This is a genomic window from Comamonas sp. 7D-2, from assembly GCF_022749555.1.
Lineage (GTDB): Bacteria > Pseudomonadota > Gammaproteobacteria > Burkholderiales > Burkholderiaceae_C > Comamonas > Comamonas thiooxydans.
This window is the reverse complement of the sequence record NZ_CP094238.1, coordinates 4,069,660-4,094,607: the sequence shown is the minus strand read 5'-3', so window position 1 is coordinate 4,094,607 and position 24,948 is coordinate 4,069,660. Positions and strand designations below refer to the sequence as shown.

Annotated in this window: 26 protein-coding genes and 1 riboswitch; of the genes, 12 read left to right on the top strand and 14 right to left on the bottom strand. The window is 61.0% G+C overall.

Features of this window, described 5'->3' with window-relative positions:
* Positions 1-75: 75 nt before the first annotated feature.
* Positions 76-1,044 (bottom strand): tripartite tricarboxylate transporter substrate binding protein, encoded by a 969-nt coding sequence (locus tag MPZ60_RS18745; protein WP_034353539.1) that lies wholly within the window; start codon positions 1,042-1,044, stop codon positions 76-78.
* 120 nt (positions 1,045-1,164) lie between these two features.
* The gene (locus MPZ60_RS18740; protein ID WP_034353536.1) at positions 1,165-2,211 is read right to left on the bottom strand and encodes a CDP-6-deoxy-delta-3,4-glucoseen reductase; all 1,047 of its coding nucleotides are present in this window, start codon (positions 2,209-2,211) and stop codon (positions 1,165-1,167) included.
* Between the two features lie 169 nt (positions 2,212-2,380).
* Between MPZ60_RS18740 and MPZ60_RS18735 the strand changes: the two genes are divergently transcribed.
* Entirely contained in the window at positions 2,381-3,268 is an 888-nt protein-coding gene (locus MPZ60_RS18735) for an SDR family oxidoreductase (protein ID WP_080746092.1), read from the top strand.
* A gap of 119 nt (positions 3,269-3,387) precedes the next feature.
* On the opposite strand, the gene MPZ60_RS18730 is transcribed toward MPZ60_RS18735, so the two are convergent.
* Both MPZ60_RS18730 and MPZ60_RS18725 read right to left on the bottom strand, forming a co-directional pair.
* Entirely contained in the window at positions 3,388-4,071 is a 684-nt protein-coding gene (locus MPZ60_RS18730; RefSeq protein ID WP_034353530.1) for a DUF4124 domain-containing protein, read from the bottom strand.
* Between the two features lie 87 nt (positions 4,072-4,158).
* Positions 4,159-4,779, bottom strand: coding sequence for a hypothetical protein (locus MPZ60_RS18725; RefSeq protein WP_034353526.1), 621 nt, complete (start codon positions 4,777-4,779; stop codon positions 4,159-4,161).
* 247 nt (positions 4,780-5,026) lie between these two features.
* Positions 5,027-5,195, top strand: a riboswitch (FMN riboswitch).
* 90 nt (positions 5,196-5,285) lie between these two features.
* On the opposite strand from MPZ60_RS18725, the gene MPZ60_RS18720 reads away from it, so the two are divergent.
* Positions 5,286-5,828, top strand: coding sequence for a 6,7-dimethyl-8-ribityllumazine synthase (locus MPZ60_RS18720; RefSeq protein WP_034353523.1), 543 nt, complete (start codon positions 5,286-5,288; stop codon positions 5,826-5,828).
* 239 nt (positions 5,829-6,067) lie between these two features.
* Positions 6,068-7,204, top strand: a complete 1,137-nt coding sequence (locus tag MPZ60_RS18715) for a branched-chain amino acid ABC transporter substrate-binding protein (RefSeq protein WP_034353520.1) — start codon at positions 6,068-6,070, stop codon at positions 7,202-7,204.
* Between the two features lie 149 nt (positions 7,205-7,353).
* On the opposite strand, the gene MPZ60_RS18710 is transcribed toward MPZ60_RS18715, so the two are convergent.
* A complete protein-coding gene (locus MPZ60_RS18710) occupies positions 7,354-8,265 on the bottom strand; it encodes a LysR family transcriptional regulator (RefSeq protein ID WP_034353517.1) in 912 nt (303 codons plus the stop codon).
* 108 nt (positions 8,266-8,373) lie between these two features.
* Here MPZ60_RS18710 and MPZ60_RS18705 point away from each other — a divergent pair, with 108 nt between their 5' ends.
* From MPZ60_RS18705 to MPZ60_RS18695, 3 genes are all read left to right on the top strand, one after another.
* Entirely contained in the window at positions 8,374-9,033 is a 660-nt protein-coding gene (locus MPZ60_RS18705; RefSeq protein WP_034353514.1) for an NAD(P)-dependent oxidoreductase, read from the top strand.
* A 128-nt stretch (positions 9,034-9,161) separates the two neighbouring features.
* A complete protein-coding gene (locus MPZ60_RS18700) occupies positions 9,162-10,370 on the top strand; it encodes a sugar transporter (protein WP_034353511.1) in 1,209 nt (402 codons plus the stop codon).
* Positions 10,371-10,441: 71 nt separating this feature from the next.
* The gene (locus tag MPZ60_RS18695; protein WP_034353507.1) at positions 10,442-11,491 is read left to right on the top strand and encodes a porin; all 1,050 of its coding nucleotides are present in this window, start codon (positions 10,442-10,444) and stop codon (positions 11,489-11,491) included.
* 121 nt (positions 11,492-11,612) lie between these two features.
* Here MPZ60_RS18695 and MPZ60_RS18690 read toward each other — a convergent pair whose 3' ends face one another.
* The 3 genes from MPZ60_RS18690 to MPZ60_RS18680 form a co-directional block, all read right to left on the bottom strand.
* Positions 11,613-12,581, bottom strand: coding sequence for a tripartite tricarboxylate transporter substrate binding protein BugE (locus MPZ60_RS18690; RefSeq protein ID WP_034353504.1), 969 nt, complete (start codon positions 12,579-12,581; stop codon positions 11,613-11,615).
* Positions 12,582-12,693: 112 nt separating this feature from the next.
* Positions 12,694-13,956 (bottom strand): CaiB/BaiF CoA-transferase family protein, encoded by a 1,263-nt coding sequence (locus MPZ60_RS18685; protein ID WP_034353501.1) that lies wholly within the window; start codon positions 13,954-13,956, stop codon positions 12,694-12,696.
* Positions 13,957-14,198: 242 nt separating this feature from the next.
* Entirely contained in the window at positions 14,199-15,392 is a 1,194-nt protein-coding gene (locus MPZ60_RS18680; RefSeq protein ID WP_034353723.1) for an acyl-CoA dehydrogenase, read from the bottom strand.
* 197 nt (positions 15,393-15,589) lie between these two features.
* Here MPZ60_RS18680 and MPZ60_RS18675 point away from each other — a divergent pair, with 197 nt between their 5' ends.
* The 3 genes from MPZ60_RS18675 (at position 15,590) to MPZ60_RS18665 (ending at position 18,202) form a co-directional block, all read left to right on the top strand.
* On the top strand, positions 15,590-16,555 hold the full coding sequence (locus MPZ60_RS18675; protein ID WP_034353497.1) for a LysR family transcriptional regulator: 966 nt from the start codon (positions 15,590-15,592) through the stop codon (positions 16,553-16,555).
* 126 nt (positions 16,556-16,681) lie between these two features.
* Positions 16,682-17,353 carry a thiaminase II gene (gene tenA, locus MPZ60_RS18670; RefSeq protein WP_034353494.1) on the top strand — a complete coding sequence of 224 codons (672 nt, stop codon included), beginning with the start codon at positions 16,682-16,684 and terminating at the stop codon, positions 17,351-17,353.
* A 348-nt stretch (positions 17,354-17,701) separates the two neighbouring features.
* Positions 17,702-18,202 carry a hypothetical protein gene (locus tag MPZ60_RS18665; protein WP_242610874.1) on the top strand — a complete coding sequence of 167 codons (501 nt, stop codon included), beginning with the start codon at positions 17,702-17,704 and terminating at the stop codon, positions 18,200-18,202.
* Between the two features lie 9 nt (positions 18,203-18,211).
* Here the strand turns inward: MPZ60_RS18665 and MPZ60_RS18660 are convergent, their stop codons facing one another.
* Positions 18,212-19,156 carry a LysR family transcriptional regulator gene (locus MPZ60_RS18660; protein WP_034353489.1) on the bottom strand — a complete coding sequence of 315 codons (945 nt, stop codon included), beginning with the start codon at positions 19,154-19,156 and terminating at the stop codon, positions 18,212-18,214.
* Positions 19,157-19,243: 87 nt separating this feature from the next.
* On the opposite strand from MPZ60_RS18660, the gene MPZ60_RS18655 reads away from it, so the two are divergent.
* Complete coding sequence (locus MPZ60_RS18655) at positions 19,244-20,194, top strand: DMT family transporter (protein ID WP_122974719.1); 951 nt, start codon at positions 19,244-19,246, stop codon at positions 20,192-20,194.
* Positions 20,195-20,233: 39 nt separating this feature from the next.
* On the opposite strand, the gene MPZ60_RS18650 is transcribed toward MPZ60_RS18655, so the two are convergent.
* Complete coding sequence (locus tag MPZ60_RS18650; RefSeq protein WP_003069102.1) at positions 20,234-20,974, bottom strand: LrgB family protein; 741 nt, start codon at positions 20,972-20,974, stop codon at positions 20,234-20,236.
* The gene (locus MPZ60_RS18645) at positions 20,971-21,360 is read right to left on the bottom strand and encodes a CidA/LrgA family protein (RefSeq protein WP_034353487.1); all 390 of its coding nucleotides are present in this window, start codon (positions 21,358-21,360) and stop codon (positions 20,971-20,973) included. Before MPZ60_RS18645 ends, MPZ60_RS18650 begins: the two co-directional genes overlap by 4 nt.
* A 199-nt stretch (positions 21,361-21,559) precedes the next feature.
* On the opposite strand from MPZ60_RS18645, the gene MPZ60_RS18640 reads away from it, so the two are divergent.
* Complete coding sequence (locus MPZ60_RS18640) at positions 21,560-21,778, top strand: hypothetical protein (RefSeq protein WP_003069105.1); 219 nt, start codon at positions 21,560-21,562, stop codon at positions 21,776-21,778.
* 212 nt (positions 21,779-21,990) lie between these two features.
* Positions 21,991-22,479 carry a hypothetical protein gene (locus MPZ60_RS18635; protein ID WP_131324642.1) on the top strand — a complete coding sequence of 163 codons (489 nt, stop codon included), beginning with the start codon at positions 21,991-21,993 and terminating at the stop codon, positions 22,477-22,479.
* 186 nt (positions 22,480-22,665) lie between these two features.
* On the opposite strand, the gene MPZ60_RS18630 is transcribed toward MPZ60_RS18635, so the two are convergent.
* The 3 genes from MPZ60_RS18630 to MPZ60_RS18620 form a co-directional block, all read right to left on the bottom strand.
* Positions 22,666-22,911 carry a hypothetical protein gene (locus MPZ60_RS18630; RefSeq protein ID WP_230847525.1) on the bottom strand — a complete coding sequence of 82 codons (246 nt, stop codon included), beginning with the start codon at positions 22,909-22,911 and terminating at the stop codon, positions 22,666-22,668.
* A gap of 117 nt (positions 22,912-23,028) precedes the next feature.
* On the bottom strand, positions 23,029-23,466 hold the full coding sequence (locus MPZ60_RS18625; protein ID WP_034403339.1) for a hypothetical protein: 438 nt from the start codon (positions 23,464-23,466) through the stop codon (positions 23,029-23,031).
* 379 nt (positions 23,467-23,845) lie between these two features.
* Positions 23,846-24,469, bottom strand: a complete 624-nt coding sequence (locus tag MPZ60_RS18620; RefSeq protein WP_231905900.1) for a hypothetical protein — start codon at positions 24,467-24,469, stop codon at positions 23,846-23,848.
* Positions 24,470-24,948 lie beyond the last annotated feature (479 nt).

Genomic DNA, 24,948 nt, shown 5'->3' with positions numbered 1-24,948 from the left:
ATTGAGGCTGAAACTACCTAAAAAAGCCCCGGAGCCGTCAGGCTACCGGGGCTTTTTTATCAGTGCCAGGACTCGTCAGTCGACCTTGGCGCCGGAGGCCTTGACGATGGGCTGGTATTTGGCGCGCTCGGAGGCCATGAACTTGTCGAATTCGGCGGGCGTGGAGCCCACGGGTTCGGCCATCAGGGCGTTGAAGCGGGTCTTGGTTTCCGGTGCTTGCAGGGCATCATTGAAGGCCTTGCTCAGCTTGTCCAGCACGGGCTTGGGGGTGCCTGCCGGGGCAACCAGTCCCCACCAGGTGTCGATGGCAAAACCGGGGTAGCTCTTGGACAGCGCGGGCACGCCGGGCAGCAGCGGCGAGGCATTGAGAGAAGTCACAGCCAGTGCCACCAGCTTGCCGCTCTTGATATTGGGCGCGGCCGCAGCCAGGTTGTCGATATTGAAGTCCACCTCGCCAGACAGCAGGGCCAGCTGGGCGGGGTTGGCGCCACGGTAGGGTACGTGCAGGGCGAAGATGCCGGCCTTTTGCTTGAGCATCTCGCCGGCCAGATGGCCTGCGGAGCCATTGCCGCCGCTGCCGTAGTTGAGCTTGCCGGGATGGCCCTTGGCGTAGGTGATCAGATCGGCCACGCTATGGATCTTGAGCTGCTCGGCCTTGGCAGCATTCATCACCAGCACATTGGGCACGCGCACCATCTGGGTGATGCCGGCAAAGTCCTTGCCCGCGTCATAGGGCATCTTGGTATAGAGCCAGGGGTTGACGGCATGCGTGGCCGTGGCGGCCAGGCCTATGGTCAGGCCGTCGGGCTGGGCTTTGGCAATGGCGTCGGCGCCAATGTTGCCGCCGGCACCGGCCTTGTTGTCGATGATGACGACGCCCAGAGAATCGCGCACCCGCTCTGCCAGAGCGCGGGAGGTGATGTCCAGCGGACCACCGGGCGCATAGGGCACGATCAGACGGATGGGTTCTTGGGCCTGGGAGAGGGGAGAGGCCAAGGCAGCAACGGCCGCCATGACCGAGAGAAGGCTGTTTCTACGGTTCATAGAGCTCTATTGTGCAAAAAATTGCATCGGCTCCGGAGCTGGCGGTTACTTGTGCAAGAAAATTGCGCGTAAACCCTGATGCGCCATGGAATGCATCAGGGTTTACGCAAAACAGCGCTCTTACTTGTCCGCTTCGGAGGTGAATGCGTCGGCGTAGAACTCTTCGGCAGGCAGCGCGCGTTCGCTGGTATAAGCGGCGCGGGCCGAATCCACGACGATGGGAGCACCGCAGGCATAGACCTGGTAGCCGGACAGGTCGGCAAAGTCGTCCAGCACGGCCTGATGGACAAAGCCGGTGCGGCCCGTCCAGGCATCCTCGGCCAGGGCGTCGGAGATCACGGGCACATACCTGAACTGGGGCATGGCGGCCGTGTGTTCGGCAATCCAGTTGGCGTCATACAGGTCGGTGGGGCGGCGGCCACCCCAGTACAGCGTGACGGGGCGGTTGATGCCCTTGTGGCGCATATGCTCGATCAGTGCCTTGATAGGGGCAAAGCCCGTGCCCGAGGCGAGCAGGATGATGGGCTTGTCCGAGTCCTCGCGCAGGAAGAAGCTGCCGAACGGGCCCTCCACACGCAGGATTTCCTTTTCCTTCATGCCGCCGAAGACATGGTCGGTGAACTTGCCGCCTTCCATGTGACGGATATGCAGCTCGATGCCGGGTGCCGTCTCCTGCACGTGGGGCGCGGTGGCCATGGAGTAGGCTCGGCGGGCACCGTCGCGCAGGATGAACTCCACATACTGGCCGGCGTGGTAGCGGAACTTCTCGCTGGCCGGCAACTGCAGGCGCACCTGCATCACGTCATGCGACTTCTTCTCGAGAGCGGCCACGCGCACGGGCATCTTCTTGATGGGGAAGGAGCTGGCGTCCGTGACCTGGCGCGACTCCAGCACCACATCGCTGTGGGGCGTGGCGCAGCAGGTCAGCACATAGCCGCCGGCTTCCTCTTCGGCTGTCAGAGCCTTGTCCGAGTGCGTGCCGTGGCTGACTTCGCCGCTGAGCTTCTTGCACTTGCAGGAGCCGCAAGCACCGTCCTTGCAGCCATAGGGCAGGCCGACGCCGGTGCGAATGGCCGCGGCCAGAATGGTTTCAGCGCCCTGAGTGGCAAAAGCACGTCCGCTGGGCTGGACGGTAATTTCAAACGAAGCGTGGGCAATCTCGGTCATGACGTTTTGGTTATCCTTGAAGGCGTATCCGGCAGCCTTTTTGTCGGCGCTGCTGCTGTCGCAGCAACGCCAGTGGCTCCTTAGATCTTGTACGCAGCAGGTCCCGATTTTGCCTTCAAACCAAAGCCCATTGGGCGCGCTGCCAGCGCGCTTTCGTCGTGAACGCTTATTGATCGTCGGCCACGGCGATGTGGGTCAGCGCGTGGCCCGATTGCTGGTCGCTTCAGGCCGTGGCAGGCACGGAATTCAGGTACTGGCCGTGAGCCGCAGCCCAGGTCGGGCCGAGCAACTGCATGCCCAGGCTGTGAGGCCCTTGTGGGGGGATCTGGATGATCCGGCCAGCCTGCGCAGGCTGGCAGGCATTGCGACGCGGGTGCTGCACCTGGCGCCGCCTCAGGCATCGGCCGCCGGGGATGAATGCTCGTGGCTGGACTCCCGCACCACGGCTCTCATGCGGGCACTGCGCCTGCGCAGTCTGCCGCGCAGCCTGGTCTATGCATCGACCTCGGGCGTTTATGGCGACTGCGAGGGGCAGTGGGTGGCCGAAACCCGGTCCGTCGCGCCGACGACTGCTAGAGCGCAGCGCCGTGTGAATGCCGAACTCGCCGTGCGCTTTGCCGGTCGCTCGGGCCTGCGGGCCAGCATCTTGCGCATTCCCGGCATCTACGCACCTGATCGTGAGGGCGGTACGCCCCGTGCCCGGCTGCAGCGTGGCACGGCCGTGCTGCAGTCCACGGACGACGTCTATACCAATCATATTCATGCCGACGATCTGGCGCGTGCCTGCCTGCTTGCGCTGTGGCGCGGCAAGCCGCAGCGCATCTATCACGCCAGCGACGACACGCAGTTGAAGATGGGGGATTACTTCGATCTGGCGGCCGATCTCTACGGCCTGGCCCGCCCGCCGCGCATTTCGCGCGAGCAGGCACAGACAGAATTGCCGGCGAGTCTGCTGAGTTTCATGAGCGAGTCGCGGCGGCTTTCGAATCGACGGCTCAAGCGCGAGTTGAGACTCAGGCTGCGCTATCCCACGGTGACAGAAGGCCTGCAAGGCTAGGCAGGGCCAAGAGCACGACCCTCAAAAACTGGCGCGGTCAGGCATTGGGCAGCAAGCAAACGCCGCCGCGCAGCGAAACTGTCGCCCCTTGGGGGAAGGCGCACAGCGCCTCAGGGGGATTACGGTATCGGATGCACGCCGCCTCGGTTGTCATAGCAGCGGAAGACATTGCAGTTGACAATCTTGGCGGGCGGCTGCGATGGCGTGGGATGTGCCGGCGGGTAGCGGTTGGGATAGCCGTAGCCCCACTGCGGGCGGTTGATGGCATTGGGCTGCAGCGCCCGGCTTTGCTGCAGTTGCTGGTAGGCGGCTGCGCCCAGGCAGTTCATCTCCATCTGGGCCTGGGCCGCCTGGCTGCGCTCTCCCCAGGTGGCCGGGTCGGGGCTGGCTTCGGCCAGTATGGCGTTGTAGCGCTCGCGGGCCTGACGGCAGGCGGCCGTGTTTTCCAGATTGGCACCGGCCCGGGCCTGGGCTCTCTCGGCGGCCTCGCGTTCCTTGCGCTCCTGCTCTTCACGCTGGCGGCGCTGGGCTTCGTCGCGCGCCATCTGGGCCTTGCTGCGTTCCCGCGCCTGGCTGGCATTGGCACGCTCGGACGCAATTTCCTCGGCGCTTTGTGCCGCCTGAATCTGCGTGCTCATTTCGCCCGAGATGCAGCGGCCATTGGTATAGGTCACCTCGCCGGTCTTGGCATCGACACAGCGCATGACCTGAGCCTGGGCCGTGCCTGCGATCAGCGCCCAGCCCAGCAGCAAGCCCAGCGGCAGCTTGCGCATGATGACAGTGGGAGATAGGGGCTCTGGCATGACCGCTCCTTCAAAGGCGTTTGAGTGCCTGCAAATTATGAAGTGGCGGCAGGAAAAGCAGAAGCGGTGCCGTGCCACAGCGCCCGGTCAGCGCCAGTCACCGCGAGGAGGAAAGCCTTGCTGCTGGCCTTCGCGCTGGCGTTGCTGCTGGCGCTGATCGCGCTCACGTTCGCGGTCTTGCTGTTGGCGGTCGCGGGCCTGTTGCTGGCGATCGCGTTCGGCCTGCATGCGGTCACGCTCGCGCTGTTGCGATTGCTGTTGCTGCTCGCGCTCCTGCTGGCGGCGCATCTGGTCCTGATCGCGGCGATTCTGGGATTGCTGGCGATCCCATTCGCGGCGCTGCTGGTCCCGGTCGCGCTGCTGCTGAGCGCGGTCGCGCTCCATCTGGCGTTGCCATTGTTCACGATCGCGCATGTTCTGGGCGCGATCACGTTCCAGCTCGCGCTGGCGCTCCCATTGACGACGCTCACGCTCGCGCCAGGCCCAGTCATTGCGGTCCTGACCCTGGTACACAGGGTAGGCGGGATAGGCCGGATAAGCGGGCTGCGGGCTGTAGATGGTGGTGGAGCCATAGCTGCCACCGTAGCCGCCGCCATAGCCGGAGTCGTACTCGCCGGGAACCGCGCAGGCAGTGCACAGCACGGCCAAAGCCCCCATGCTGGCCCAGCGCGTGGAGGTGGACATCAATGCCTGCAGGGATGGTTTCATGGCGTGTCTGGTGAGGTGTGGGTGGGCGCAATGCCCTGTGCTCTTAACGTCCGGCATCTGTTCCGGGTTGACTTCGCTACGCTGTATGCTCATCAAATGAGAGCTAGTTTCGCTTTGTGGACGAGCGTTAAGGGTGGTTTTTTCTTGATTTTTCAGATTGACGCCATAGTGACCCTTTTATCAAAAGCGCAGCCAAAGCGTCGCTAGAATGACTTCGTCTTGTGGTGAATCCAGGTTCGCCGCAAAGCAGCGTTCTCAGGGCGGGGTGTAATTCCCCACCGGCGGTATCTGTGGCAATGTCTTGCATTGACTGCAGCAGCCCGCGAGCGCCTGCAGTCTCGCCAGAGCCAGCAGGGTCAGCAGATCTGGTGAGATGCCAGAGCCGACGGTCATAGTCCGGATGAAAGAGATCGCGCAGCATCGGTCCGTGATGCAGCTATCGCTGCCGCATGGGCGGGTGTATCAGCGCACGCCCTGATTCATTGGAATTTTCTGGAAATACCACCATGAATCAGACCCCTATCTCCATGAACTTTGCCACTCACGCGACTTCCGAAGGTACGCCCTGGAAGGCCGTCGCCAGCCGCAGCCGCATTGCCATCATCAGCGCCAGCTGGCACACCGAAGTGGTCTATCAGGCCCGCGATGCCGCCCAGGCCGAACTCCTGGCACAGGGCGTGCAGGCCGGCAATATCACGCATTTCAGCGTGCCCGGCGCCTTTGAAATCCCGCTGCTGGCCAAGAAGCTGGCGCAAAGCGGTCGTTTCGATGCAGTGATCGCCACGGCACTGATCGTCAACGGCGGCATCTATCGCCATGAATTCGTGACCACGGCCGTGATCGACGGCCTGATGCGCGTGCAGATGGACTCCGAAGTGCCCGTGTTCTCCGCCGTGCTGACGCCGCGCGATTTTCACGAGCATGGTGATCATGTGGAGTTCTTCCGCCAGCACTTCGTGAAGAAGGGCGTGGAAGTGGCCCATGCCTGCCTGAGCACGCTGGACCAGCATGCCAAGGTGGATACTCTGCTGCAGGCCAAGGCTGCCTGAGCAGCGGGCCTTGATGAAAAACGCCCCAGTCTGGGGCGTTTTTCTTTGGCGCTGCTGCCATTTCGCGAGCAAGGGCTTGCGGCGGTTTTTTCCAGCACAGCCCGGGGCGCTTGCCGATCCCTGAAAACACTGATTGTTGTGCCGGTGTAGCACTCGCTGCACCTATGTGATTGCCTCATTGCCAATTGCCTGTCGCGGGGCATAAGGTTGCGTCTTGTCTCAACCGAGTGGAGTGCGCAATGAAGAATTTTGGCAAGTTGTGTATCGCGACAGTCGTAGCAGGTATGGCAGGGGGCGTGATGGCCCAGGAGCAGATCATCAAGATCGGCCATATCGGCCCGACCTCCGGCCCTCAGGCTCACTTCGGCAAGGACGATGAAAACGGCGTGCGCATGGCCATCGAGGACCTGAACGCCAAGGGCATGGAAATCGGAGGCAAGAAGGTCAAGTTCGTGCTGGTGGCCGAGGACGATGTGGCCGATCCCAAGCAGGGCACGGCGGCTTCGCAAAAACTGTGCGATGACAAGGTGGCCGGTGCGGTGGCCTTTGTGAACTCCGGCGTGGCGATTCCTTCTTCCAAGGTGTTCCAGGACTGCGGCATTCCCATGATCACGGGCGCTGCGACCAATCCCGATCTGACTAAACCCGGCTGGAACACCACCTACCGCGTGATTGCCAACGACAACGCCCTGGGCGCGGCGCTGGCTAGCTATGCGGCCAAGAATCTCAAGCTCAAGAATGTGGCCGTGATCGACGACCGCACGGCCTATGGCCAGGGCCTGGCCAATGTGTTCAAGAAGGATGCCGCAAAGCATGGCATCAAGATCGTGGCCAACGAGTTCACCAACGACAAGGCCACGGACTTCATGGCCATTCTGACCTCCATCAAGGCCAAGAAACCCGATGCCATCTTCTACGGCGGCATGTATGGTCAGGCCGGCCCCATGCTGCGTCAGATGGCCCAGCTGGGCATGAACGACGTCAAGATGTTTGGCGGTGACGGCATTTGCGTGACCGAGCTGGCCAAGGTGGCTGCCGGGGCCAAGCCGCTGGAGAACGTGGTCTGCGCCGATGGCGGAGCCTCCATTGCCAAGATGCCTGGCGGCACGGAGTGGAAGAAGCGCTATGACGCCAAGTATCCGGGCCAGTTCCAGGTCTACAGCCCCTACTTCTATGACGGCACCATGCTGCTGGCCGACGCCATGAAGCGTGCCAATTCATGGGACCCCAAGGTCTATATCCCCTTCCTGCAGAAGTCCGACTATTCGGGTGTGACCTCCAAGATCCAGTTCGAGAAGAATGGCGAGATGAAGAACCCCAGCTATACGCTGAGCCGCTATGTGAACGGCAACAAGACGCCTATCGACCTGAACTGATTGCCTTGAGTGCACCAGGCCATGTGGTGTGGCCTGTTTTGCAAAGCCTGCGGATGCCTCGCATTTGCAGGCTTTTTTGCTTTCGGTCTTTGGGGGGCAGGCAGGCATGGATGGCTGCTGGCTGGGGCGTTGCACGCGAAAGGATTGCGCTAGTTCTGCATGCCCTCTAGCTGCGCGAAATACTCGCGCAGCACCTCGATGGCCTCGCGCACCTTGGCGGGCAGGCTGTCGCGGCTGGCGGTGACGGCCCAGATATCCAGCATGCCCATATCCCAATCAGGCAGCAGGCGCACCAGGCTGCCCGTCTCCAGACTTGCCGCCACGTCATGGGCCGAGAGCAATGCAAGTCCCAGGCCTGCTTCACAGAACTGCTGCACCGCGCTGCGATGGTTGCTTACCATGAGCGGCCGCACCTGCAGCCGGTACTCCTGCGCCGTGCCCTGCTGGCGCCATAGAAAATCGGCCTGGGCGTCGTCGCTGCGGCTCATTTCCAGCCAGGGCAGCTGTGCCAGCTCGCTAGGGTGTCGAGGCGTGCTGCCGTGTGCCTTGATCCAATGCGGCGAGGCGCAGAGCACGGTGGCGCTGCGTCCCAGGTGGCGGGCCACCCAGCTGGAGTCCTGCAGATTGCCGAAGCGCAGCGCCAGATCCACGCGCGCCTGGATCAGATCTATGGGTGCGTCATCCATGAGCAGACGCAACCGCAGCTCAGGATGCATGGCCAGCCACTGGCCCAGCGCCGGGGCCGCATGCTGGGTAAAGCCGGCCGGAGCAGCCAGACGCAGCTCGCCGCTGGGCCGCTGATGCTCGGCGGCCAGTTCGGCGCGCGCCCGGCTGGCGGCCTCGCACATGGCAGCGCACTGGGTGTAGAAGCGCTGGCCGGCATCGGTCAGCGTCAGCTGGCGCGTGGAGCGGTGCAGCAGCGTCAGGCCAGCATCGTGCTCCAGCTGACGGATGTGCTGGCTGACGGCCGAGGGCGTCATGTCGAGCTGGCGGGCGGCTGCGCTCATGCTGCCGCGCTCCACCACGGCGGCAAAAATGGCCATGCGTCTGAAATCTTCCATGGGGCTATTTTGAAGTGCTGCTTCAAGGTCATGGTGGCTGAAAGGGGTTTTTCTCGCAATTAATGGCGATTAATCTTTAGCCCTGTTGAAGATATAAGGAGTTTTCCAATGAAAGTCGCATTGATTGGCGCCACGGGTTTTGTCGGTGCCGGGTTGCTGGATGAGTTGCTGCGTCGCGGTCACGAGGTCGTGGCCCTGGTACGCAAGCCCGAGGCCGCTGCCGCGCGCGAACATGTGCAGTTCGTCAAGGCCGATGTGCTCAAGGCCGACGAGGTGCAGCGCGCCGTGACCGGCTGCGATGCGGTGGTCAGCGCCTATAACGCAGGCTGGAGCAATCCCAATATCTATGACGATTTCATGCAGGGCTCGCGTGCCATCGTGCAAGGAGTCAAGGCCGCGGGCATCAAGCGTTATCTGGTCGTGGGCGGAGCCGGCAGCCTGTATGTGAATGGCCAGCAACTGGTGGATTCGCCCGATTTTCCGGCCTTCATCAAGCCCGGCGCTTCGGCGGCGCGCGACATGTTTGCCGAGCTGCAAAAGGAAGCCGCCCTGGACTGGACCATGCTGAGCCCGGCCGTGGGTTTCCATGGCGGCTCCGATGCGCAGTCCAGGGGGCGTACCGGTCACTATCGCACGGGCAAGGACGAACCTTTGGTGCAGGCCGACGGCCAGCCCGGCGATATTTCGGTTCAGGACCTGGCCGTGGCGTTGATCGATGCCCTGGACAGGAACGAACACGTCAAGGCTCGTTTCACCGTCGCGTATTGACCAAGCCCTGTCGTCGCCCGGTCCGACCCCATTGATTGATGGGGCAAGGCCGGGCCGTCTGTCTGCTGTCATGCTGCAAGCGCACAATTTCGGGTTTTGCGGCGCCAGACGCCAGCACGCCTTATTGCATGACAGAAACCTTGACTGCCCCTATCGAATCGACCCGATCTCCCACCCAGGCCTGGCTCAGCGTGATTGCGCTGGCGCTGGGTGCTTTTGTCTTCAACACCAGCGAGTTTGTGCCGGTCGGTCTGCTCAGCAGCATTGGCGCCAGCTTTGACATGCAGGTGGAGCAGGTCGGGCTGATGCTCACCATCTATGCCTGGGTGGTGGCGCTGGCTTCGCTGCCCTTCATGCTGCTCACGCGCAAGGTGGAGCGGCGCAAGCTGCTGATGGGTGTGTTTGCGGTGTTTGTGCTCAGCCATCTGGTATCGGGCGTGGCCTGGAGCTATGCATCCCTGGTCATCAGCCGTATCGGCATTGCGCTGTCGCATGCGGTGTTCTGGTCCATCACGGCCTCTCTGGCCGTGCGGGTGGCGCCTCCGGGCAAGAAGGCCATGGCACTGAGCCTGCTGGCCACGGGTACTTCCGTGGCCATGGTGCTGGGTATTCCGCTGGGCCGCATCGTGGGTGAATGGCTGGGCTGGCGCATGACGTTTCTGGCCATTGGCGCGGTGGCAGCGGCGGTGATGCTGGTGCTGGGCAAGCTGTTGCCTCTGCTGCCCAGCGAGAACGCAGGCTCCCTGTCCAGTGTGCCCATGCTGTTCAGACGCCCGGCCCTGGTCGGCATCTATGTGCTGCTGGTGGTGGTGATTACCGGCCAGTTCACGGCGTATAGCTATATCGAGCCCTTTGTGCAGGACATTGCCGGCCACGCCGGCGATGTGACCACGGCCGTGCTGCTGCTGTATGGCGGCATGGGCATTGTGGGCAGCGTGCTGTTCGGCTGGTTCGGTCTGCGCTTTCCGCGCGGCTTTCTGCTGGCGTCCATCGGCGTGCTGGCGCTGAGCCTGTTGCTGCTGGTCATGAGCAGCACGCATGTCTGGAGCCTGTATCTGCAAAGCTCGGTCTGGGGCATCTCCATGATCTGCTTTGCGCTGTCCATGCAGTCCAAGGTGCTGAATCTGGCGCCCGATGCCACCGATGTGGCCATGTCCATGTTCTCGGGCATTTTCAATATCGGCATTGGCGGCGGCGCACTGCTGGGCAGCATCGTGAGCCAGCAATGGAGCATGACGCATATAGGCCTGGTGGGCGGCCTGCTGATTGCCATGGGCGGCGCGCTCTGGTTGTTCATGATGCTCAAGCTGGCCGACAGCTTTCGTTTGAAGTCCTAGTTTTGTATACAAAACTGGCCTGACTCTTGCATGGGTGGTTTGTCTCAAACTTTTTAGAGAGGAAACCATCCATGAAAGCGTTTGCCGCTACCTTCACCACCATCGCCCTGGCTGTGGCCAGCCTGTCGGCTCAGGCCCAGAGTTCCGTGCAGCTCACCGGCACCATCGATAGCTATGCGGGCTCCATGAAGCTGGCAGGGCAAGAACGCGTGGCCTCGGTCGGCTCCGGCGGTCTGACCACTTCCTGGTGGGGTGTGAAAGGCGTGGAGGATCTGGGTGGCGGTCTCAAGGCCGACTTCAATATCACCAGCTTTTTTCGTGCCGATACCGGTACTCCTGGTCGCTTTGATGCCGACCCCTTTTTCTCGCGTGATGCCAATGTGGGTCTGGCTGGCAGCTTTGGTCGTGTGAGCCTGGGTCGTGGCATGGCACCGAACTTTCTGCCCACTGTGCTGACCAATCCGTTTGGCGACTCCTTCACAGTCTCGCCGCTGGTGCTGCATGCCAATATGACGACTGCGGCCTGGGGCGCGGACAGCCTGACCACGGCATCCAACACCGGCTGGAGCAATCAGATCCTGTATTCCACGCCCAGCTTCGGCGGTCTCAAGGCCAATGTGCATTACCAGTTCGGCGAGCAGAGCAGCAGTGGCAACAAGGGCAAGAAGAATGTGGGCCTGAACCTGATGTACTCGGGCGGACCGCTGAGCCTGACCGCGTTCTACGAGCGTGCGCAGATCAACAACCCGGTATCGCTGGCGGTGATGCCGACCAAGAGCAACTGGATGGTGGGCGGCAGCTACGACTTCAGCGTGGCCAAGCTCTATGCCACTTACGGCCAGGCCAAGATCAACGCCCAGGATCGTGAGAACACCACCTACTCGCTGGGTCTGGACATTCCAGTCAGCGGCACGCCTGGAACCTTCAAGGCTGCAGCGGCGCGTACCAAGTCGGAAGTGGGCAATGTCAGCGGCACACGCACCACCGTCAGCCTGGGCTACGACCATTTCCTGTCAAAGCGCACCGATGTCTATGCCGTGGCCATGTATGACCGCGTGAGCATGGACATTCCCAACAAGTCCGGCACCAGTGCCCTGGTGGGCATCCGTCACCGCTTCTGAGAACAGGTCTTGTGCTGCACCAGTTTCAGGCATGGGCACCTGGCTTGTGCATGAGGCAAGGCAAAGAAAAAGCCCTCGCCGGTATGTGCCGGCGAGGGCTTTTTTTATGCGCAGCAGACGCTTATTCGTCCATCTTCAGATTCTGCTTTTGCACCACGTTCTTGTAGACGGCCAGCTCTTCGGCCATCTGCTTGGCAAAGGCTTCGGGGGTGTCGGCCATGATGATGGAGCCGCTTTCCTCGATGCGCTTTTTCACGTTGGGGTCCTGCACGGCCTTGCGCACGGCGGCATTGATCTTGGCCACCACCTCCTTGGGCAGGTTCTTGGGGCCGACGATGCCGTAGTACGCCATGCGGTTGACCTGGGGCAGGCCGATTTCCTTGAAGGTAGGCACATCAGGCAGGGCGGCAACGCGCTGGGGGGCTGCGACGACCAGCGCCGTGAGGCGCTTTTCCTTCACAAAGGGCAGGGTGGAGGGCAGGTTGTCGAAAATCAGCGGCACCTGGCCGGCCACGGTGTCGTTCAGCGCAGGGCCGGAGCCACGGTAGGGCACGTGGGTCATCTCGGTCTTGGTTTCCAGCTTGAACATTTCCATCATCAGATGGGTGATGGAGCCCAGACCGGGCGAAGCGTAGGAGTACTTGGCAGGATTGTTCTTGATCTCGGTCAGGAAGTTTTTGTAGTCCTTGCCGGCAAACTTGGGATTGGCCGCAATGATGTTGGGCGTGGCCGCAATGTTCACGATGGGCGTGAAGTCGGTGGCGACGTTGTAGGGAATCTTGGGGTTGATGGCCGGGTTGGTCGCCGTGGTGGACACGGTGGCAATGCCGAGGTTGTAGCCATCGGGCGCGGCGCGGGCGGTTTCGGAGGCACCGATGCTGCCGCCGCCGCCGCCCTTGTTTTCCACCACCACGGACTGGCCCAGTTCGCGGCTCAGCGGCTCGGCAATGATGCGGGCGATCAGGTCGGTCGTGCCGCCTGCAGCAAAGGGAACCAGCAGGCGGATGGGCTTGTTGGGATAGGCGCCTTGTGCCTGTGCAGCGCCGCAAAAAGCCATGGCAGCCAGAACGGTGGCTGTGAACTTGAACATCAATGTCTCCTTGGAAAGTGTGATTGGCAGTGCATCTCTGGTGAAATTGCCTGCGGTTTTCGGGGCTTGGGCCCTCTTTTGTTGTCAGGAGCTTGCTTTGGCCGTGAAGGCCTCAAACCACTCCTTGCTCATGCAACGCAGCAATGGCGTTGTCATCAAGTCCGAATTCGCGCAGCACCTCATCGGTGTGCTGGCCGAGGGCAGGCGGGGCGTTGCGGTAAGTCACCGGCGTGGCCGACAGGCGTATGGGGTTGGCGACGGTGGCGATATGGCCAATGTCGTCACAGGCGTTTCTCGGCAAGCTTTTCTGAATGCCGCGTGCCTTGACCTGGGGGTCTTCAAAGGCCTGGGCAATGGTGTTGATGGGGCCGCATGGCACGGCTTTGTCTTCGAGCAGCGCAATCCAGTCCGCCGTGCTGCGCTGAAGCATCTGTGGCTTCATCAACTCCAGCAGTGCAGCACGGTTCTGTACACGGGCGGTATTGGTGGCAAAGCGTGCATTCAGGGCCCAGCCGTCCTGGCCGATGGCTGCGCAAAAGCGCGCGAACTGACCGTCATTGCCTATGGCCAGCAGCACATTGCCGTCCAATGTCGGAAAGTCCTGATACGGCGCCAGGCTGGGGTGGGTGTTGCCGGCGCGTCCCGGCGCCTGGCCGGTGGCCAGAAAGCCTGCAGCCTGGTTGGCCAGCACGGCCATGCCCACGTCCAGCAGAGCCATATCGATGTACTGGCCCTGGCCGGTGCCGTTTCTCGCATTGTCGCGGGCGTTGAGTGCAGCCAGGATGGCATTGCTGGCATAGAGCCCCGTGAACACGTCGATCACGGCCACGCCCACCTTGAGAGGGCCTCCACCGGGTTCGCCATCTGCATGGCCGGTGATGCTCATCAGGCCGCACATGGCTTGCACCATGAGGTCATAGCCGGCGCGCTCGGCATAAGGGCCGTCCTGGCCGAAACCCGTGATGGAGCAGTACACCAGGCGCGGGTTCAGCGCCTTGAGGCTCTCATAGTCCAGACCGTATTGAGCGAGCCCCCCGGTCTTGAAGTTCTCCACCACCACATCGGCCTCTTGCGCCATGCGCTGCAGCAGGGCCCGGCCCTCGGGGTGTGCCATGTCCACGGTGAGGCTGCGCTTGTTGCGGTTGCAGGCCGTGAAGTAGCTGGCTTCGCGCGTGTCGTTGCCCGCATCGTCCTTGAGAAACGGAGGGCCCCAGTGGCGCGTATCGTCGCCGGCAACCGGGCGCTCCACCTTGACCACGTCGGCCCCCAGATCGGCCAGCATCTGAGTGGCCCAGGGGCCCGCCAGCACGCGCGACAGATCCAGCACCTTGATGCCTGCCAGTGCGCCCGTGGAAGTGCTTGTCGATGCGTTCATGTCGGATGACCCCGTAAAGCGAAACAATGAAATAAATAGCTGCTTACGCTTTATTTGTCTGGGTTTTGAGATGAAAACTATCCAAAACACAGACAAATCAAGCGGTACTAGCTAACAAATGAATAGCGGTGGTTGGCATTGCCCCGAGGTAAGGGCAGCCAGCAAGAGCCGCCTCGCGGCGAAGCTGCCGTCCCCCTCCCGAAGAGAGAGGGGGAAGCGGCGTAGCCGCTCAGGGGGAGCTATCAGTTCGCAAACGCCGCAATGCCGGTCTGGGCGCGACCCAGAATCAGTGCGTGCACATCGTGCGTGCCTTCGTAGGTGTTCACCACTTCCAGGTTCACCAGGTGGCGGGCCACACCGAACTCGTCGCTGATGCCGTTGCCGCCCAGCATGTCGCGCGCCATGCGGGCGATGTCCAGCGACTTGCCGCAGTTGTTGCGCTTGACCAGAGAGGTGATCTCGATCACGTTCTGGTGTTCGTCCTTCATGCGGCCCACGCGCAGCGCGGCTTGCAGGCCCAGCGTGATTTCGGTCTGCATATCGGCCAGCTTCTTCTGGATCAGCTGGTTGGCGGCCAGGGGACGGCCGAACTGCTTGCGGTCCAGCGTGTACTGGCGGGCGGTGTGCCAGCAGTCTTCTGCCGCACCCAGCGCACCCCAGGCAATGCCGAAGCGGGCGCTGTTCAGGCAGGTGAACGGGCCCTTGAGGCCGCGCACGTCGGGGAAGGCGTTTTCTTCGGGGCAGAACACATCGTCCATCACGATTTCACCAGTGATGGAGGCGCGCAGGCCCACCTTGCCGTGGATGGCGGGGGCGGACAGACCCTTCATGCCCTTTTCCAGCACAAAGCCGCGGATCTGGCCCACGGTGCCGTCCTCGGAGACTTCCTTGGCCCAGACCACGAACACGTCGGCCACGGGGCTGTTGGTGATCCACATCTTGTTGCCCTTGAGGCGATAGCCGCCGTCGACCTTGTAGGCGCGTGTGGCCATGGAGCCGGGGTCGGAGCCGTGGTCGGGCTCAGTCAGGCCGAAGCAGCCGATGAACTCGCCCGAAGCCAGCTTGGGCAGGTATTTCATCTTCTGCGCTTCGGTGCCGAACTCGTTGATGGGCACCATCACCAGCGACGATTGCACGGAGGCCATGGAACGATAGCCCGAATCAACACGCTCGATCTCGCGCGCCACCAGGCCGTAGCTCACATAGTTCAGACCCGCGCCACCGTATTGCGTGGGGATGGTGGGGCCCAGCAGGCCCAGCTCGCCCATCTCGCGGAAGATGCTGACGTCCACGGACTCGTTGCGGAACATGGCTTGCACGCGAGGCTTGAGCTTGTCCTGGCAGTACTCGCGCGCTGCGTCGCGGATCATGCGCTCGTCTCCGGTCAGTTGCTGGTCGAGCTGGAAGCAGTCGTCCCACTGGTAGCCATTGGCCATGTTCATCTCCTGAATGCAAGGTGTCGGATTGCAGGCGCATTTCCGCCTGAGTGCTTGCACACATATTAGGTTTGCAGAACAAGGGCTGGCAAACGATGAATAATCATCTATGGATGAGTAAAACGCATGTATAAAAGAATTATTCAGGGTTTCCCCGTTGTTTTTAGATTGATTGATGCGTTCTAAGCACAAGAGATATGCGCAGAGTTCTCCCTTCCACCCAGGCCCTGGCCTGCTTTGAATCGGCTGCCCGCCATGTCAGCTACACCAAGGCTGCGCAGGAGCTGTCGCTGACGCAAAGTGCCGTCTCGCGCCAGATCATTGCGCTGGAGGAGTTTGTTGGCGTGGCGCTGTTCAAGCGCACACGCCACGGCGTGCTGCTCACCGATGCGGGACTGCATTACGCCAAGCAGGTGGGACGCTGGCTGCAGGGGCTGGAGCGCGACACGCTGGATCTGATGAGCCATCAGGGCGAGGGCGGCCCCATCAATCTGGCGGCCGTGCCCACCTTTGCCACGCGCTGGCTGCTGCCGCGCCTGCCGCAACTGGCACAGCAGCACCCCGACATCACTGTGCATATCGATGTGCAGACCCGGCCTTTCCTGTTTGCCGACACGGTATTCGATGCCGCTCTCTACGCGGGCACGCCCGAGCAGGTGGTCCGCTGGCCCGGCGTGCAGGCGCAGTGGCTGATGGACGAGGAAGTCGTGCCCGTGTGCAGCCCGCAACTGCTGGCCACGGCCCAGCAGCGTGATCCAGGCCGTGCCTGGCTGCCGGTCGGCCCCGAGGTGATTGCGCGCCTGCCGCTGCTGCAGCAAAGCACGCGTCCCCAGGGCTGGCGCCAGTGGTTCGACGCGATGCATGTCGATGCGCCGCGGGCGCTCGACGGCATGCGGCTCGAACTGTTTTCCATGCTGGCCGTGGCTGCCAGCCAGGGTCTGGGCGTAGCCCTGATCCCGCCCATGCTGATCGAGCAGGAGATTGCGCGCGGCGATCTCATCGTCGCCTGTCCCCAGCCGCTGCGCGGTAACCGCGCCTATTACCTGGTCACGCCCGAGCTGGCGGCCGAGGCACAACCGTCGCCAGCGCTGCGGGTGTTCAGCCAGTGGTTGCAGCACAAGGCACAGGAGGCCACAGGTCGAAAGCCAGAGCGCCATCCTTGAAATACAGCTTTGACCGCATGGCCGCCGGGCTTTGGGCCTTCGATGCAGGTATCTAGGCAAGAATGATTGCTTGCCCGGCCAGTAAAGCGCTGGCTGCTATGAATTCTTGCAGTGGAGAGTCGAATCATGTCTTTCAGCCAAAGTCTGTGGAACGCCAACCAGGCACTGTTTCAAAGTACCCTGGAGCTGCCCTTCAACCAGGAGCTGGCGTCCGGCACGCTGAGCCGGGAGCGCTTTCGCCACTACATGATTCAGGATGCGCACTACCTCGTCGCCTATGGCCGAGCGCTGGCCGTAACGGCGGCGAAATCCGATAACGCCGAAGGCGTGGTGCAGTTTGCCAATGCCGCCAATGAGGCCGTGGTGGTGGAGCGCGCTCTGCATGGCGGCTTCATGCGTGACTTCGGCGTGACGCCCGAGCAGTTTGCAGCCACGCCACTGACGCCGGCCTGCCATCACTACACCAGCTATCTGCTGGCCACGGCATGGAGCGCCACTTACCCGGTGGCCGTGGCCGCGCTGCTGCCCTGCTTCTGGATTTATGCCGAGGTGGGGCGCGACATTCATGCGCGCTCGGCCAAGGACAATCCGTATCAGGCCTGGGTGGACACCTATGCCAGCGAGGAGTTTCATGCTGCGGTGCGCGGCGTCTGCGCCACGGTGGATCGCCTGGCCGAGGAGGCCACCGAGGCCACGCGCGCGGCCATGCATGCGGCCTACAAGGATGCGGCCCGGCTGGAATGGATGTTCTGGGACAGTGCCTACTGCCTGGGAGATTGGCAAGGGCCGCTGCGCTGAGTGACTGAGTTTTAGTGCATGAATGGGGTGCTGATTAAAAAATAATCAGCACCCCATTTTTCCTAATGTGACAAGGAGTTAAGTCGCTTATTCAAGTGCTTGCTCCGGTTTGTCCACAAGCTTGTAGTGATTTAGTGGGGAAAACTGGGCTACAGCCCAATTTGGGTAGGCATGAGCTGCTATGAAATGCGGAGTTTGTAGGCTTTAAGAGCCGTATAGTGTGATTTGCTTAAAAATTAAGCGGCCATTGAAAAGTCTTTACAGATCAAAGACTTGATGCTCTTATCCCATTAAGTGGTTGGTATTGTCCACAAGCTTGTAGCGGGCGAATGGGGATATCCCGATACGATGCGCGGTAAAGCATCGAGGGAGAGGGTATTGAAGAAATCAGCATACCGGGCCATTGTTCTTGCCTCCATGCTCATCCCTGTGGCGGGCCTGTGCCTGGACGCCTTTTTCCCGCTGATCCCGGCGAGTCTGAAGTCAGTGCATGACAGCATGGTGCAGTTTGGCGGCATCAAGCGTTATCCGCCTGGGGTATGGTTGGCCATGGCGGTGGTTGTTGTGACTACGCTGGCTTCTTTTTACGGGCAACTGCGCTTCAGGAGCTGGGCGCCGAGTCTGGCTGTGAGCTCAACGCTTGCCGGCTTGCTGGTGTCCTGTTTTACCGGCCCTGTCTTGCAATCGGGTCTGGGCAGCGCTGCCGCCGATGCGGGCGGCATGTTGAGCGGGATTGCGCTGATCCTGCCCTATGCCAGTGCCGAAGTGCGGGCTCTTTTCTGGCCACAGGCCGCCGCAGCGACTGTCGATACGGCTGGCCATCAGGCGGCTGCGATTGGGCCAGTTTGAGTCATGGGTTTAATGCTTTCCGGCATCGACTAGGTGATCAATCAGCGCCCGCACCTTGAGCGGCAGGTGGCGCGAGGGCATATACAGTGCATAGGCGGTGCGCGGCGCGTAATTGCCCGTCAGCTGCCAGTCGGGCAGCACTTGGACCAGCGCACCGCTGCTCAGCACGGCCTGGGCCGCAAAGTCTGCCACCAGGCCTATGCCCTGATGCTGCAATGCCAAGTTAATGATGCCGGTGCTGCTGTCCATGGACAAAGGAGAGTGAACGGCGACTTCGGTCACGACAGCCTCTGGGCTGCGAATTGGGCCGTGCACCCATTGCAGCCGACTCTGAAAGTCGCCATAGCCCAGCGTGATGCATGCCACGCCATGCTCGCGTCCCAGCTCCTGTGGATGTTCGGGCGGCTTGATCAGACCCCTGAGGTAGGCCGGCGAGGCCACGGCGATGTAGCGCACCTGGCGCAGCTCGCGCGCCACCATATGCGGTGGTAGCTGTTCGGGCCGGGTCAGGCGGATGGCCAGATCCAGACCTTGCTGCGCCAGATCCTGCATCTGGTCGCTGAGGCTGACGGCGACCTCAAGCTCGGGCCATTGGCGGCGCAGCGCAGGCAGCTGTGCACTGAGCCAGATTTCCCCAAAGATGGTTGGAGCCGTCAGTCGCACCGTGCCGCGCGGCACGCCGCTGTAATGGCCGGCAATGGCGTGGATATCGCTGGCCGTCTGTGCCAGCTGGCTGCAGGCTGCATAGACCTCGGCTCCGAGCTCGGTCAGGGACAGCGAGCGGGTCGTGCGATGCAGCAGCTGCACGCCCCAATGGGCTTCGAGCCGGCCCACGCTGCGGCTGACGGCCGAGGTGGTCAGATCCAGTTGCCGCGCGGCGGCGGCAAAGCTGCGCAGCTCTACCACCTTGGCGAAAACCAGCATTTCAGGAAGCAGGCCGGGCTCTGTGCTCATGGTTCAGCTTGATTGTTGATCTGTGGGTAATAGTAAGTGGAATAGCGCTGTATTGATGCTTGGAGGTGATTGAGGGACTATGCCATCATGACTTCCCAGACATCTTCCTCCTTGCAAGTGCTGGCTTCCAAGCCGGCTTTGGCCGCCACCTCGCCGCCCAATGCAGCAGCCGGCGGTAGCTGGCGCATGGTGCTGGCCATGGCGCTTTCCGGAACCATCGGCCTGCTGGTGGTGGAGAGCGGCCTGCCCGTGCTGTGGGTGGTGTGGTTGCGTTGCCTGCTCGGCGGACTCGGGCTGGCAGCCTGGGTGCTTTGGTCGGGCCAGTGGTCCAAGCCGACCTGGCGCGAGAGCGGCTGGCTGCTGCTGGGGGCTGCGGCGCTCATCGTCAATTGGCTGTGCCTGTTTCGTGCCTATGAATACAGCGGCATTGCCATTGCCACGGTGGTCTATCACGTACAGCCCTTCCTGCTGTTGCTGCTGGCGGCTCTGCTGCAGGGCGAGCCTCTGCCGCTCAATCGGCTGCCCTGGCTGGTATTGGCGCTGGTAGGCGTGGGCTTGAGCAGCGGCCTGGTCGGGCTGACTGACCAGCAGGCGTCGCAAGGGCAATCCTTGGGCATTGTGCTGGCACTGCTGGCAGCCAGTCTTTATGCCCTGGCCACCTTGGCCACCCAGCGGCTCAGGCGGCTTGCGCCGGCGCAGATAGCCATGCTGCAGATGCTGCTTGGTGCACTGAGCTTGCTGCCCTGGGTGTGGGAGCTGCGCGCCCAGGCACTCTTCAGTCCCAAGGTCTGGGCTGCGGTGCTGGTGCTGGGCCTGGTGCACACGGCCTGGATGTACACACTGATGTACACGGCATTTCAAAGACTGCAGGCGCAGGCGATCGCCGGCTTGTCCTTTATCTACCCCGTCATGGCTTTGCTGGTGGATCTGCTCTGGTTTGGTGCCAAGCCGCAGCCGGCGCAGTGGCTGGGGATGGCGCTGATTCTGGGGGCGCTTGCAGCTTACCGGCGTAGCGAGCGCAAGCCTAATCAAAAATAGCTGCCAGCGGTTATGCATCAAGCGCCAGCAGCTATTGTTTTAAATCCAGGGGGTAATGGCCAGCACCAGTGGCATCAGCACAGCCGTGGCCACGCCGTTCAAACCCATGGCCAGAGCGGAGAACGCAGCGGCCGTGGGGTTGAGCTGAATGGCGCGTGCCGTGCCAATCGCATGGGCCGTAAGTCCGATGGCAAAGCCTTGAACCGCTGGATCCTTGAGACGCAGGACGCGGCACAGCAGCGGTGCCATCATGGTGCCGCTGATGCCGGTAATGGCCACGGCCACGGCGGCCAGCGAAGGTGTCCCTCCAAAACGCTCGGCCATTGGCAGGGCGATGGGAATGGTGGCCGACTTGGGGGCCACGGCGATCAGCGTAGCTTGCGAGCCGCCAAAGGCCCAGGCGATGCCCAGCGCCGAAAACAGAGCGACCAGACAGCCCACCAGCAGCGCCACGCTGATGGGCAACCACAGCTGACGGATGCGCTCGCGCTGGGCGTAGAGCGGGATGGCCAGTGCCACGGTGGCCGGGCCTATCATCAGACCCAGCAGGGATACGCCGCTGCGATAGGTTTCATAAGGCGTGCCTGTGAGCAACAGAATCGCGACGATGACGACCACGCCGGTAAACACCGGAATCAGCATGGGGCGGTTGCCGCTTTTCCTGTAGATGGCCATGGCCGCCAGATAGACCAGCATGGTCAGCACCAGCCAGGGCAGGGGCGAGCCTTGGGCCAGGCTCAGCCAGGCGGTGTGCAGGCGTTCAAGCAGGGGTGTGCTCATGCGCTGGGCTCCTGCTTTGCTGCGGACTCGTCATCCGGCTTGCGAGTGCGTTGGCGCTGCAGGCAGAAGCGGAAGGTGAGGGCGGTTGCCGTGAATGTGATGGCAGCTCCGGCAATGCAGGCCAGCACAAACGGCAGCCATTCCCGGCGCAGGTGGTCGAATTCCAACATCACGCCTGCAATGACGGGGATGAAAAGCAGCATCATGTTCTGCAACAGAACCTGAGCAGTATCTTCCAGTGTCTTGGGTAGGCGTTTGTAAAACAGAAGGCCCAGCAGCAAAAGCAGGATGCCGATCAGCGCGCCGGGCAGGGGCAGGCCCGTGACGCGGGCCAGGAACTCCCCCAGTAGCTGAAAGGCGAAAAGTACAGCAAGCGCATACAGCATAAAGGTGGTCAGCTCCTGAATAATGAGTTGGCAGCCTGTTGTCAGGCTGCCAGGTCTGTGAGGGTGGGGTATGGCTTGGGTGAATAAAGGTAAAGCAGGCGGGTAACTATTGCGTGTCGCGGATGACAGGTTTATCTTGGCTCTCAGGCGCTTCGGAGCCGAAGCGGCCAGTCATCGCACGAGCTTAGGAGAAGTCACCATGCAAACCGCAGTCTATCGCGCACCTGTGTATGAACCTACGGTCGATGAATTGGAAACGCTCAAGAAGCTGGAGCTGGGCGAGGATGTCTCTCTGTGGTCGGCCGCCAAGGAATATCTCTCCAAGCGCCTGCTGGAGCGGGGGCTGGTGGAGCAGGATGCAGAAAAGCACTGGCATATCACCGAGTCGGGGCGTATGGTGATTCGGCGCCAGCTCTGAATGAGGCAAAGGGTTAACCCTTGTATTGCAATTGCCTGATTTGGAGGCAACCTACCTTTCAGCCCGCAAGTACAAGGGCTTGTGTGCTGTTATCACCAGGATTTCACTGAATATCCACAGTCATGTCCACATGATCTGTGGAAAAAAAGCGCTGTCATGGACAGCGCTTTTTTGTGGCTTGACTCAAGCCTGGGTTGCTCGGATTGACAGCAATGGATCTCGTTGACAGTACAAGTGCAGCGGTGTTCAAAAGGCATTTTTCAGAGAGAAATACCCCTGGTGATCTGCTATGTGCCATAGGCTTGAAGCGAATGGATGTTTGCCAGATGGACGATGCTGTCGGTGCCAGGCATGGCATTGCAAGGCATGGATCCGCACCAGATTGCGCAAAGTTATGCACAGTGGCGGTGCAACTTCGAAAAGATGAGCGAGCAAGAGAGATCCTGCCTTATCCCGGCAAGGGAAAGGCATGGGGCTGTGGCGTAATTGATGCGCCGGCTTTTCGCGTGGAGAACGGAAGGCTGGATGGAGTGAAGCAGCCTTCTCGGCTGGGGTATGTAGTGCCGGATTGGACCGGAACACCCTGCTGCGGGGATTTCAACTCCCTGCACTCACCCTGGAGGGATGCGGATTGTATTCGAAATTCAGGCGCAAAAATTTGTCGTGGCGTTCCTTTGGAAAAAAACGCGTTGCGCCCATGATGTCGACATGGGGTCGAGGCTGGATCGATTTGTCTGCAGGTACTTCGCTTGAAGTCGTTATCAGTGTTGAGTGGCTGCATATTTGCAGAGCACAAATCAACAAGGGCGGGTTGAAGCCCGCCCTTGTTAGGTGAGTTGCTGTCAGCACCAAAGGAGTGCTGCCGTCCTGTTATGCCTTTGACCAGTCTATTCGCTTGTAGGCACGAAGAACAGGTACTCACCTGGCCCCATCTGCGGGGTAATCACATAGCCTTCGCACTGCCTGTCCTTGCATTTCACAGGGATAGCGCGGGGCCATATCGTTGCTGCAGTCGGATAGCCAGGCAGGTACTGCGGCACATGCCAGACGCCATAGTCGCCCACCGGCTCTGCTTGCTGCGAGCCTGCTGCACCTTGCTCGCCACTTCCGAAGATCTGGCGTTGAATGCTCAACGGTTCATTGATGGCCCTGGAGTCGGGTGCAGCCAAAGATGAAGCGCAACACAGTGCAATCGCTAAAAGAGCTAGAGTCTTGCCCATAGCGGCCTCCTAGATTAGGAATCACGCCCACTAATTGTCGTACAGCTGTGCTGTACGTGGGTCATCCATCACAGATGTTACAAGCGAGGGGCGAGTGACTTCAGGTGTCAAACTTGACTGAACCTCTGTGGGAGCTGAAGCGGGAGTGGGGCTACCTTGTGCCGAAGCATCCGGCCCGTAGTTGTTCCGGCGCTCATCTGCGGTCATGGATTGCGGGCATTTCGAACCCGTGATCTCCAGTGCCACGCGAGCGGCGGGATCCATGCAGTCCATTGCCAGCGAGGCTGCCTTCATGCCCTTGTTCCAGAGCTCACGGCTCATTTTCAGGCGTTTGCAATGCTCGTCCGTCCAGGTGGTGCCGAAGCTCACGCCAAAGCCAGGGCCGTTGGCACTGCCGCTGCTGCTGCCCATGCAGGTGTCATTGCTGGTCGTGAGATTGGGGCCGTTCACGCTGGGAACGTTCTTCATGGTGTAAGTACCTGTGTACTCCACAATGTTCTTGGACGTCCCGGACACAGTGCTGTTCAGGTTCTGGGTGGTCGTGCCGTTCGTTGTGATGTTTTGATCGGAGGTTGAAGTGGATCTGCTGTCCATCGTGGATACAGATCGACTTTCCGCCGGGGCAACGACCGGATTGACAATGGTGACCGACTGATTCTGTTGCGCCCCCACGGAAGAGGAGCTAGAGGAGCTTTGCGCGCTGCTGTCGGCACTTTGCGCATAACTGCACAAAGGAACGCAAAGACTTAACAGAGCTATTGAGAATTTCATGCTTTGCTCCTACGTTGCCCGAGCCCGGCCAGGCAGCCAGACCCGGGACAAACACAACTATCTTGGGACAGCTGCCTTAGTTGGCATTGGCAGTAGAGCCTGCACCAGCAGTACCGGAGGTGCCACCACCGTTGGAGAAGTAGCCGGCGTTACCCCAGGAACCGGCATTCTGATGGACGGTACCCACAGAGCCTGCGTTCGATGTGGTATTGGTCAGCGAGCCCCAAGGTGAGGAAACGGCTCCCGATGTGGCGTTGTAGCCAGAGGTGGTGCCAGCATTGTTGTTGATGTAAGCCAAGCCGCCGCCAGGGCCGGCGCCAGTTGCAGCAACATTCGCGGTCTGAGAAGAGGCGCCGCCGAAGGCCGTGCCACTGACGGGTCCTGCGTTATAGCCGGCAGCAGCAGTCGAGCCCGCATTGGCATTGGTAGCCGCTACGCCGCCTGCAACACCGTTGCCGGTGGTTGCGGAAAGGCTCTTCACATTACCGAAAGTAGTTGCGCTACCGCCGACAGCTGCCCCACCGATGCCAAAACCGCCTGCGCCGATAGCGCCGCCAGCAGCGTTTGCATTCGACGTCGCACCGGAGGTTGCACTATTCATGCTCAGCGCACTTCCGTTGCCCGAGCTGGCCGCACCCGACAGCGTGGCAGACGATGCGCTCGACGTCGTGTTTGTGGCTGCAATGCTTGAGCTGCTCACAGCAGCAGATGCAACACCAGCCAACGCAATAACCGCCATGGCAATCAGAGACTTTTTCATGATCATTCCTTTGAATAGCGAGTTCCCAGACAACTGAGAGTGTGTGAGCGAGAGACCGATGCTGGTTCGCAAAGGCCAGTGTTAACCGTCAACAAGTTCTGGAGTGCTTTGTTACGTTCCAAAACTGCTTTCGGTGAGGGCAGTTTCAGAAAACGACGGAGAAACAGTAATACCCCATTCAAAGATATTTTTTGAAGAATTTAAAATGATGAAAAAAATGATTGATTTGTTGTGGCTTGTGGATGATGTGCTATTGAAAGAATAGTGCTTGTTGGAAAATTCTTACAATGCTAAAAAATGTAATCTATATTTCTTTTTATTTTATATGTCCATTGTTTCAAAAATAAAGGGTTTACATCTATTTTTGTGATGAGATTAAGTTAATACCTTGTATTCAAGTATTAATTTGTAAAAATTTA